Here is an 11,706-nt window from a genome sequence, read left to right as displayed (position 1 = left end):
AAGGAGATGTTTAGAACAATGACTTCAACTAAACAACACAAAAAAGTTATCCTTGTCGGTGATGGTGCTGTAGGTTCATCTTACGCTTTTGCACTTGTTAACCAAGGAATTGCACAAGAGCTTGGAATTATCGAAATTCCACAATTGCATGAAAAAGCTGTTGGTGATGCGCTTGACCTTAGTCACGCCCTTGCCTTCACTTCACCTAAAAAAATCTATGCAGCTCAATACTCTGACTGTGCAGACGCTGACCTTGTTGTGATCACTGCAGGTGCGCCTCAAAAACCAGGTGAAACTCGTCTTGACCTTGTAGGTAAAAACCTTGCTATCAACAAATCAATCGTAACTCAAGTTGTTGAATCAGGTTTCAAAGGTATCTTCCTTGTTGCTGCTAACCCAGTTGACGTTTTGACTTACTCAACTTGGAAATTCTCTGGTTTCCCTAAAGAACGCGTTATCGGTTCAGGTACTTCACTTGACTCAGCTCGTTTCCGTCAAGCCCTTGCTGAAAAAATCGGTGTTGACGCTCGTTCAGTTCACGCCTATATCATGGGTGAACACGGTGACTCTGAGTTTGCCGTTTGGTCACATGCTAACGTTGCCGGTGTAAAATTGGAACAATGGTTGCAAGCTAACCGTGACTTGAATGAAGCTGACCTTGTAGAACTCTTCATTTCTGTTCGCGACGCTGCATACTCAATCATTAACAAGAAAGGTGCTACATACTACGGTATCGCTGTAGCCCTCGCTCGTATCACTAAAGCAATCCTTGACGATGAAAACGCAGTACTTCCACTTTCCGTATTCCAAGAAGGTCAATACGGAATTGAGAACGTCTTTATCGGTCAACCAGCTATCGTTGGAGCACACGGTATCGTTCGTCCAGTAAACATTCCATTGAACGATGCAGAAACTCAAAAAATGCAAGCATCTGCTAAAGAATTGCAAGCTATTATTGACGAAGCATGGAAAAATCCAGAATTCTAAGAAGCTTCTAAAAATTAATTTAACTATAGACAACTCCTTGAATCATCAGGGAGTTGTTTTTTTTAGCTGTATGATATAGTCTATTGAAGTTAGAGTAGTACACAACTGCTTCTAAGATCTGGTTAAAAATTGCTTTCTTCAGATTTTATAGTGCATTGAATCTATAACGGTACGCATCTACTACTAAAACATTTCTATAAATCAATTTTCCTTTCCTAATCGATTTGTTCATATCTTATTTCAATCCATTATACATCTTCCCACAATAAAACGCATAATACCAAGGATTGTCAATACCTTATCTTATGCGTTTTTTCTGATTTCAAAGAATTTTGACTCAGCCTTCTTTTTAATTATTTTCAAAATAGGAATCAACCAACTTTTGAATGCGCCCTTCTTTAGCCGCTGGAATGGTATCTGCTAAAACAAAATTCTTCCTACTGATATCTTTAGAAAGATTGCCAAATATAAAATTAGTGGAAATGTTATAGATAATCTCAGACGGAGCAAATCCATAAACTTGGTTTTCTAAGATATGTTTTAAGCGTTCTTCAGAATTTGGAAATGCATCTTTCAAACCTTCGCTATTATATAGTCGCTTAACAAGTTCAGCAATATAGAGACCAGACTTCATGTACAAATCAATAAATGTCTTAAATGGATCATCAAATATTCCTGGATTTTCTTTTTCAAGATCATCTACCATCCTCTTCACTACCCGTTTAGGAGTGAAAATCTGATTGGTTTTCTGTGGTGGAATATAGTCAAAAATATCTTCTTTTTGGTCTTTAAAATAATCCGCCAACTCCTTTTTCTTGCGAAGAAATTCTTGAATAGCTTCGTCAAATGTTGCTTTATCAAAGAGATGTCCTGCAAAATCTTGTCCTCCATCTCTCAAATAACGAAATTGATCAATCGTAATACCAGTCACCTCAAAGAAGACTTGCTCAGGAACAAAGGTATCAAAATTATCAAGTGTTAGAGATTGATTGCCATAAGCCATAATAAAACTTGGGATGGTTCGTGCAAATCCACGAAGATGGTCACGAATCTCATCTTGAGCTGATTGTTTCAACTGCTCAACACGTTTTCTCTCAACCTGTTCGATAAATCTCTCAGGCATTTTCTCTACTTCTTTTTTGAGTGTTTGCTCTAGTTTTTCTTTGTGAATGAGATTATTTTCTTCTAAACGTTTATCAAAATCTTCTTGAATCTTATCCTTTTGCTCCTTATCAACTGCTTCTTTAATTTGTTGCTGCAATTCTTCCCTGATATGAGCTTCAGAAATTTTTCTTTCGATATCATTTTTTCGAATTTCATTCTCAAATGTTGCTGTAATTTGTTTCTTGATTTGGTCTGTTTCCCGAGTTTTAAAGTTGTATTCAGCTTTTAAATCTTCTACAATCACTGGAGAAACTGTTTGACTCAACTCAGAAGCCAACTTCCTATGAGATTTTTCCTCATTCTGGGCCATCACTTCTGTAACTGACTCACCCAGCGCATAAACTTTTTCACCAAAAAGTCGCATTTGCTGATTAACTACAATTTCATGGTCTACTACTGCATTTCCCTCATCATCGACTGTAACATCTGAAAAGTCTAATAAATCAGAACTATCTTGTACCTTCCCTTCCTTTTCAACTGGCAGCTCATTTAAAATATCTAGAACTGTTTGACTAGCTTGGAAAATACCGCTGATATTATCAAATAATAGATTGGACATAAAGCCACGTTTAAGAACTTCTCTAGCTTTTATCTGGCGAGGAATGGTTAGAACCGCCTTGGCATCAATTTCAACCATTTTACCAGCACGGTCTTCAGCTATGACAGGGAAGAAATTGAGTAATTCTCTGATGTTTTCTTCACGAGTTATCGAAGTCCCGCCGCCTCCTGCAGTCGCAAGCGATAAGTTGTTGGCAAACTCATCAAAGAGAATCAAGGTTCTTTCCGGCGCAAAGTCAAATACATAGGCTCTTTCTTTGCGAAAGTGATTTCCTTTGTTATCGATCCATGAGTAAGGATTTTGAGCACGGAAGGCGGCCTGCATATAAAGTGCAGGTGATTTCAAATTCGATAACATCAATACACCTGTCCACTCAGGGATAGTGACACCTGTCGTCAATTGACCGACGGATAGGGTAATGGTTTTGTCATTACCTGCTATCGCTTTTCTAACCAAGTCCAAGGATTTGAGTTTGACTTTATCGTCTTCTTCGGACATACGTCCGTCACCAGCAGCTAGAACGATCTCATAGTTTTCATAGATTGGGTGTTCTTCTAGTAGGGCTTTTAATGCTTTGGCCGAAGCGACACGTTCTAAAAGCCAAAAAGTATGCTTGAGTTCATTACGGAGTTCTTTGGTTGAAAATGGATATTTTTCATTGCTTGATAGAGTATCTAACCAATTTCTGACATCTTGCTCATGGATAAATTTACCTTTATCATCTGTAGCGAAAAATTCACTCAAGTCAAAAGCATAGTCAATATTTTCACCATCAAGTTGAGCGCCTTTCTCTAGCTCTTCACCAATCATCTGAGACATTTGATAGGTAAAGAGATTTAACTGAGGTAAGGTTTCATATGGATTTTCCTCTTCTTGCTCAGGCGACCAAATAGTTTTGGCTGCCTGCTCATCAGCATAAGACCAGTTATAGATTTGCTCCTCGGTAAACTCTCCCTTTGCCAATGCTTTAAATGGAGTTCCAGAAAGGTGTAAGGTAAAGTTTCGACGGATCTTATTAAAGGCTTGGTCAGTCTTGAAGGTATCAACTCCTTCATGAGCCTCGTCAATAACCAACAAATCCCAATGCAGATCAGTCACCCATTTGAGTTTATCGTGCTCTCCACCTAAATAAACAGAACCTTTCAAGTCTTGGAGACTGATAAAAGCAAGTTGTCTTACATCGTCATCTAAAATACCAACAAATTCTTTACGTGACAAAGTTGGACGACTCTTAAGGCTATCTGATTCAGAAACAAACTTGTAAGTCGTCTGACCTGCTATGAATGTTTCAAAATCATCATACCATGAGTTAGCAATGGCAGGGCGGTTTGTTACAATTAGGACATTGACAGCTTCCATCCGTCGAGCTAGGTCATAGGTAGACAAGGTTTTACCAAAGCGTGGCTTGGCATTCCAGAGAAACTTGCCTCCAGCATGTTCTTGGAAATAAGCTAATGTCTTAGCAACTGCTTCTTCTTGCTCTTGTCGCAGAGTATAGTCCTGTCCTTTTCCAGGTTGATAACCAGACAAATCATGCTGAACAAACTTATCAAAAAGATTTTTTGATTTTTCAGGAGTTCCATTAAAATAGAACCATTCCGTCTTAGGACGACGTTCTACATCATGGAAAGACAAGAAATGGTGGAAATCATGATCCTTGAAAGTTTTCCCCTTATCAGGCTCTTCTGTATAAGCTGCATCACCAGTCCATAAGACATCTGTAGCTATATGAGCTGTATGAGTTTGCTCCTTGATACGTTGTGTGACATCACGTTCTGTATACCCAATCTTAATCCAGCCTTCATTACTGGTTACTGTCGGTGTGGTGTAGGCATAGATTTTAGGATGAATCTCTTTAGTGGTTTTAATTTCTACTGGCATAAGTTTTCCTTTTTTGAACGTTTGCTAACCAAGTCAATTTATCTAACAAATGACTTTCTCATCTCATAAGTACAAAAAGGGTCAGGGCATCGTATGCTTCCTGACCTAATCCTATATAGTCATTTTAGATCATTGAGCACTATTTGTCAAATAAAAATACTTTTCTAATCCATCTCCCTTACATGATTCTCAATAAAGGCAATTTCTTCAGGGGAAAGGTCATATTTTTGATCAAGCTGGCGGTCAATATCAGCCACTGATTGTGTCCAATCAATGTCCGAATTGACCGTGAAGTCTTGGAGTGGGACGTAATACCAAGTTTTGCGTGAATTATGCTGAGTAACTTTCAAAACACCTAATAATACTCTAGCGAATTTAGTTTTAATAAATTTAATACAAGCATCGGCTTCAAATTTTGTTTTAAAATTACCAATAGATAAAAAAGTATCTGTATGCCCGATTAGGGGTTCCCCGATTAGGGGTGTTGATAAGACTTCACCTAAGGCACCACTTCCATTAGCTTCTGGTACAAAAACATTATAATTTTCGAATGTTTCCGGTAAATCTAAATATTTTTTATTAATATATCGATAAACACGTTCGGAGCCAATTCTTCCAAGTAGAGCAACATGGTCTTTTTCTTCTTTGTTTTTGAAAACAAAATCTAACTGAGTTAGTGATTTCGAAACAATTTTATTTTTTGTTCCTTTTCCTTGCAGTTTTTCAGCATTTGGATAATCAGAAAAAAGTTTATTTGAAAATCTATAAATACCTTGAGGATAAACTAAATCAGAAAAAGTTTCAAATTCTGGATGTTTTTCGATTTTTTTTACAATACCATTCAAAGTTTCAAAAATAGTAAATACTCCGATTGGTCCCAAATCTTTATCAACATCACGATAAGTTATTGCTACTCCACCCTTAATATCCGTTCCTGTAAATACTTTACCGCTTTTAAGTTCATAGAATTGAACTTTTAAATGCTTGTCTTCAAGCATCTTTTCCATCCAATTTTTAGGAGTTTGACCAGCTTTAAATAAAAACCTTGCTGGGGTGATTAGTATAGATTTATCTGCGATTTTATAAGCTTCATCAATAAAATAGTGATATATCGGCTCATCTCTAGCTTCTCCTATTTCCTGATACGGCGGATTTCCTATCACGACATCAAATTTCATTTCACTTTCCTCGCTAGATAGGCGCTCAAAACCTATCATTCTATTCTTTTTCCAGTCTTTGATATGGGTTTTAGATCCTTCTACTTCTTGGACTTCTAGCTCATCCGCAAACAAACTCAATTGTTGAGATTGCTTTTGTTTAGCTGAATAAGGACTACTTTTTTTCAATCCATCCATCTGAAAGACATTGTAAGAAATAATAGTCGCAATTTCTTTCTTTTGCTCTAATGTTGGTTGATTTCCAGTCTTAGCTAGATAATAGTCCTCAAAAGTTGCCAAAAGATTCTCACGCGCCAAAAGGAGAGAATCTCCTTGATACTCATAGCCATAAGAAGCTCGATAAGCTTTTTTTACAAATTCATAAAAGGTGACTTCATCTGAGACCTCACGACTAATGCGCTGCAATTTTCTATCAACAAAACCAACTCGTTCAGATAATGGAATTTCCTTACCAGTCACTGTATCATAGCGAGTTACCATATAAGGTGCTTCACCACAGGTAATTTCTAGCCATCGCACTTGGATATAATCTTCAAGATCCAGAGCTTCAAGGTCGGCTTCCACATATCCATTTTGCTTTGCGACCAACCAAGTTGGTGTAAACACTTCTGCCCTTATTTTTGTACGATCTTTTTGCTCATACTTGGATTTTTCAGATCTGGGCTGAATCAAGTTAGCATAGTTTCCAGTAACCTTACTTGGACTAATACTATCACTAGGACTAAAGCCTTTTCCTAACAAGTTATAAGAATGCGTCGCCCAAACTATATTTTTCTTTGTTGTTCTATCTTTTAAAAGTATTTTTAATAAATCAGCAGACTCCTTAGCCAACTGCTCTTCACTAATATCTATTGCCATAAAGCAACCTCTCTTGTATTGTAAGCCCTATTATATCATATTTAAAAGAATGAAAATTTACTTGAAAAAAGTAATTCAATAAATATCTCTCCTATGACCAACTTCTAGAGTAGCAATGACTAATTCATCATCTACAATTTGTACGATAACTCGATAATTACCAATTCTATAGCGCCATTGACCAACACGATTACCAACCAAAGCCTTTCCGTGTCGTCTTGGGTCTTCCAAAACATTGGTTTGTAAATAGTTTGTAATTAGCTTCTGCGTATAACGATCCAATTTTTTCAATTGCTTGATGAATCGTCTTGTCGGAACTAATTTATACAAATTATTCATCCTCCAAGCCTAAATCATGCATCATTTCTTCCCAAGTAATGGGTTCAACTCCTTTTTCCAAGTCTTCTAAATACTCTTGATAGGCTAAATCTGCCACACGAGCATCGTATTCGTCTTCTAGAGCTTCGAGAGTTTTGGTGCGGATCAGTTCCGACAGGGAAACTCCTTCAAACTTAGCCATTGCTTTCATAAATGTTTTATCAGCTTCAGAAACTTTTAATGTAATAGTAGTCATCTTTTGCACTCCCTTTTTTAATGGTAACACCATTGTATTACTTTTTAGGTGTTCAGTCAATATAAAAAGAACACCTTCTCAGCGTTCTTTCTATATATCTGTCAAGGGTGTTGCGGTATCTGGTGAGGTATCATAAACCTTAAAGTCTACTCCGACTCCCAGATCAGCTTGTGCTAGCTGATTGATCATGGTCATATGAGCCAGTTCCTTGATATTGTTCTCCTTAGATAAATGCCCAAGGTAGATTTTCTTAGTGCGGTTTCCCAAGGTACGAATCATAGCTTCAGCACCGTCTTCGTTAGAAAGGTGACCGAGGTCAGATAGGATTCGTTGTTTGAGTCGCCAAGCGTAAGAACCTGCTCGCAAAATCTCTACATCATGGTTGGACTCGATAAGATAGCCATCCGCATTTTCGATAATCCCTGCCATACGGTCACTGACATAACCTGTATCTGTCAAAAGGACAAAACTTTTATCATCTTTCATAAAGCGATAGAACTGCGGTGCGACTGCATCATGGCTTACACCAAAACTCTCGATGTCAATATCTCCAAAGGTTTTGGTTTTGCCCATCTCAAAGATATGCTTTTGCGAAGAATCCACCTTGCCAAGATATTTACTATTTTCCATAGCTTGCCAGGTCTTTTCATTGGCATAAAGATCCATACCATACTTGCGAGCCAAAACGCCTACTCCATGGATATGATCTGAATGCTCATGGGTAATCAAGATGGCATCCAAGTCTTCTGGCTTGCGATTAATTTCAGCAAGTAGGCTGGTGATTTTCTTACCAGATAAGCCTGCATCCACTAAAAGCTTCTTTTTTGGGGTTTCCAGATAAAAGGAATTTCCACTGGAACCCGACGCTAAAATACTGTATTTAAAGCCTGTTTCACTCATTCTAGTCTTCTACTTCATCCTCCCATACTTCTTCTTTCACTGCATCCTTATCATAAGGGAGCACAATGGTAAAGGTTGAACCCTTGCCGTATTCACTCTTGGCCCAAATAAAGCCCTTATGTTGTTTGATAATTTCTTTAGCGATAGACAGTCCTAGACCTGTACCACCTTGTGCACGACTTCTAGCACGATCCACACGATAGAAACGGTCAAAGATACGTGGTAAATCCTGCTTAGGAATCCCTAAACCCTGGTCAGAAATGGATAAAATCATCTGGTCTTCAGTTGTCTTCATTCTGACAGTGATTTTACCCCCATCTGGCGAATACTTAATAGCATTATTTAAAATATTGTCGACAACCTGTGTCATCTTATCTGTATCAATTTCCATCCAGATAGAATTGATGGGATAATCTCTCACCAACTCATATTTTTTTTCCTTTTCCTGTCCTTTCATCTTGTCAAAACGATTGAGGATAAAGGTAATAAAAGCAGTGAAGTTAATCAGTTCCACATCTAGATGACTGGTAGCATTATCAATACGTGAAAGATGAAGGAGGTCCGTCACCATGCGCATCATACGGTTGGTTTCATCAAGAGAAACCTTGATAAAGTCTGGTGCTACAGTTTCACACAAAGCTCCCTCATCCAAGGCTTCAAGATAGGATTTCACGCTGGTTAAAGGAGTCCGTAACTCATGGCTAACATTGGAAACAAAGAGTCTCCGTTCGCGTTCTTCCTTCTCCTGCTCCGTCGTATCATGCAAAACAGCCACCAAACCTGAAATAAAGCCAGACTCTCGACGTATCAAGGCAAAGCGAACTCGAAGGTTCAAATATTCACCATTGATATCTTGGGAATCTAGCAACAATTCTGGACTTTGGGTAATCAAATCACGCAATTCATAGTCTTCTTCTATCTTGAGTACTTCCAAAATGCTTCTATTCAGAACATCTTCCTGAACCAGCCCCAGTTGCTTCTTGGCTGTATCGTTAATCATGATAATCTGCCCCCGACGATTGGTCGCAAGGACCCCATCTGTCATATAAAACAGAATACTATTTAGCCGCTTACTTTCTTGTTCTAGATTTTCCTGAGTGAGACGAATAACCTCCGACAAGTCATTCAAATTATTGGTAATATTGGTGATTTCAGACCCACCTTGCATATCAAGAACCTTGGAATAATCTCCTGCAATCAAATCTTTAACCTTTTGATTGACTTGCTTCAATCGAATATTATCACGTCTATTCTCCAGTAATAAGAGGGTCACAACAAGGATGAAACCTAACAAAATCAGAATAAAGATAAAATCTCTGGTAAAAATGGTTTGTTTCAGTAAATCAAGCATTATTTCTCATGTAATACCCTACACCACGGCGCGTCAAGATATACTCTGGTCGGCTGGGCGTATCTTCAATCTTCTCACGCAGACGTCGGACAGTCACATCAACCGTACGGACATCACCAAAATAGTCATAACCCCAGACAGTCTCAAGCAAGTGTTCGCGCGTAATGACTTGACCTGCATGCGATGCCAAATGATACAAAAGCTCAAACTCACGGTGGGTTAAGTCTAGTTCTTCTCCATATTTTTTAGCCACGTAGGCGTCTGGAACAATTTCTAAATCCCCAATTTGGATAGGTTGAGGTTTACTTTCTGCTTCCTGCCCATCTACTGGCATAGGTTGAGAACGACGCAGAAGAGCTTTAACACGCGCCTGCAACTCACGATTGGAGAAGGGTTTGGTTACATAGTCATCCGCCCCAAGCTCCAAACCGATAACCTTATCAAATTCGCTGTCTTTAGCCGACAGCATGATAATAGGTACACTACTTGTCTTACGAATGGTCTTAGCAACTTCTAAACCATCAATTTCCGGAAGCATCAAATCCAAAATAATAATATCTGGCTGCTCTGCTTCAAATTGCTCTAGCGCTTCACGACCGTTAAAAGCAGTTACAACTTCGTAACCTTCCTTGGTCATATTAAACTTGATAATATCCGAGATTGGTTTCTCATCATCTACAATTAGTATTTTTTTCATATGTTCACCTTTTTCTCTACTATTATAGCAAAAAAATAACAAGAAGACACGATAGCTAGTCTTTGTTACTGTCTAAGTTGGCTTTTGCATAAGCCTGCCAGATTTTTTGTTGGGGTTTGGCAAGTGGGTGATTCTTGAACTCTTCTGATGAAAGCCAGCGAACTTCCCTATCTGAAAAATCATGGAAGTCAGTCACCTGACCGGCTACAATTTGAACATGCCACTTGCGATGGCTAAAGACATGCTTGACAGTCTCAAAATAAACATCAAGCCAAGCAACATCTAGGTCATAGTCCTGCTGGAAACTCTCCTCTGGACTGGGGCCAAAATTCACACTTTCTTCTGCAACCTGATGAAAGAGGTCAAACTGCTCTTCTTGCGAAAAGTTATCAACTTCTATCAATGGGAAATGCCAAAAACCTGCCAATAGCTTTTCACTTTCATTTTTTTCAAGTAAAAATTGTCCCTGAGTATTTTTGACCACCAAGGCTTTTAGATAAATGGGAACTGGCTTTTTCTTGGGAGCCTTGATTGGATAACGGTCCATGGTTCCATTCTGATATGCCGCACTAAAGTCCTTGACTGGGCTTTCTTCAGGTCTGGGATTTACAGGAGACTCAATATCAGACCCCAAGTCCATCAAAGCTTGATTAAAATCACCCGGACGATCCGGATCAATCAAGATTTCCATCATTGCCTGAAAAATTTTGCGATTACTTGGAATCCCAATATCATGGTTGACTTCAAACAGACGCGCCAAGACCCGCATGACATTACCATCTACAGCTGGCTCAGGCAAGTTAAAAGCGATACTGGAAATAGCTCCTGCTGTGTAAGGGCCAATCCCTTTCAAACTGGAAATTCCTTCATAGGTATTTGGAAATTGGCCACCAAAATCAGTCATAATCTGCTGGGCTGCAGCCTGCATATTGCGTACTCGAGAATAATATCCCAGTCCCTCCCAAGCCTTCAACAAACGCTCTTCAGGCGCATTCGCCAAACTTTCGACAGTTGGAAACCAGTCCAGGAATCTTTCGTAGTAAGGGATAACTGTATCCACCCTGGTCTGCTGGAGCATAATTTCAGAAACCCAGATATGATAAGGATTTTTACTTCTACGCCAGGGTAAATCTCTTTTGTTTTCATCATACCAACTGAGAAGTTTCTCACGGAAAGAAATAATCTTCTCCTCCGGCCACATGACAATACCGTATTCTTTCAAATCTAACATATCTCTAGTATAACACAGAAGGTTTTAACTGTCCTTTTCCTAGTATTAATACTCTTCGAAAATCTCTTCAAACCACGTCAACGTCGCCTTGCCGTAGGTATGGTTACTGACTTCGTCAGTCTTATCTGCAACCTCAAAGCAGTGCTTTGAGCAACCTGCGGCTAGTTTCCTAGTTTGCTCTTTGATTTTCATTGAGTATTATTTCTCTCTTTATGACGCTCATAAGCCTTGAGCTGGCGCTGCAGTTCCTTTTTAATAGCAGGTTCTGGAGCATATTTTTCTTCCCAATTATCTGGTTTTAAGATTTTGTGGGTCACTGAATCAAA

General features: G+C 38.8%; 10 protein-coding genes. 1 reads left to right on the top strand and 9 read right to left on the bottom strand.

Annotated features, from left to right (window positions below; genetic code table 11):
- Nucleotides 1-18 precede the first annotated feature (18 nt).
- Nucleotides 19-987 (top strand): L-lactate dehydrogenase, encoded by a 969-nt coding sequence (locus HT703_RS02360; RefSeq protein WP_000204723.1) that lies wholly within the window; start codon nt 19-21, stop codon nt 985-987.
- A gap of 349 nt (nt 988-1,336) precedes the next feature.
- On the opposite strand, the gene HT703_RS02355 is transcribed toward HT703_RS02360, so the two are convergent.
- From HT703_RS02355 to HT703_RS02315, 9 genes are all read right to left on the bottom strand, one after another.
- A complete protein-coding gene (locus HT703_RS02355) occupies nt 1,337-4,591 on the bottom strand; it encodes a DEAD/DEAH box helicase family protein (RefSeq protein WP_172929906.1) in 3,255 nt (1,084 codons plus the stop codon).
- A gap of 164 nt (nt 4,592-4,755) precedes the next feature.
- Entirely contained in the window at nt 4,756-6,627 is a 1,872-nt protein-coding gene (locus HT703_RS02350; RefSeq protein WP_054392849.1) for an Eco57I restriction-modification methylase domain-containing protein, read from the bottom strand.
- Nucleotides 6,628-6,702: 75 nt separating this feature from the next.
- Entirely contained in the window at nt 6,703-6,957 is a 255-nt protein-coding gene (locus tag HT703_RS02345; RefSeq protein WP_007284771.1) for a type II toxin-antitoxin system RelE/ParE family toxin, read from the bottom strand.
- A gap of 1 nt (nt 6,958) precedes the next feature.
- Entirely contained in the window at nt 6,959-7,201 is a 243-nt protein-coding gene (locus tag HT703_RS02340) for a DUF6290 family protein (protein WP_000208079.1), read from the bottom strand.
- A 90-nt stretch (nt 7,202-7,291) separates the two neighbouring features.
- Nucleotides 7,292-8,101, bottom strand: a complete 810-nt coding sequence (locus HT703_RS02335; RefSeq protein WP_054392848.1) for an MBL fold metallo-hydrolase — start codon at nt 8,099-8,101, stop codon at nt 7,292-7,294.
- A gap of 1 nt (nt 8,102) precedes the next feature.
- Nucleotides 8,103-9,452 (bottom strand): cell wall metabolism sensor histidine kinase VicK, encoded by a 1,350-nt coding sequence (gene vicK / locus HT703_RS02330; RefSeq protein WP_000886221.1) that lies wholly within the window; start codon nt 9,450-9,452, stop codon nt 8,103-8,105.
- A complete protein-coding gene (gene yycF, locus HT703_RS02325) occupies nt 9,445-10,149 on the bottom strand; it encodes a response regulator YycF (RefSeq protein WP_000722069.1) in 705 nt (234 codons plus the stop codon). Before yycF ends, vicK begins: the two co-directional genes overlap by 8 nt.
- Nucleotides 10,150-10,204: 55 nt before the next feature.
- Entirely contained in the window at nt 10,205-11,380 is a 1,176-nt protein-coding gene (gene mutY, locus HT703_RS02320; protein ID WP_172929905.1) for an A/G-specific adenine glycosylase, read from the bottom strand.
- 45 nt (nt 11,381-11,425) lie between these two features.
- Nucleotides 11,426-11,572, bottom strand: a complete 147-nt coding sequence (locus tag HT703_RS02315; RefSeq protein WP_171039244.1) for a hypothetical protein — start codon at nt 11,570-11,572, stop codon at nt 11,426-11,428.
- Nucleotides 11,573-11,706 lie beyond the last annotated feature (134 nt).

Origin of the sequence: Streptococcus sp. 3874, assembly GCF_013276425.1 — a bacterium.
GTDB lineage: Bacteria > Bacillota > Bacilli > Lactobacillales > Streptococcaceae > Streptococcus > Streptococcus pseudopneumoniae.
Note: the sequence above shows the minus strand (reverse complement) of the source record. Positions and strands in the feature narration are given on the sequence as shown.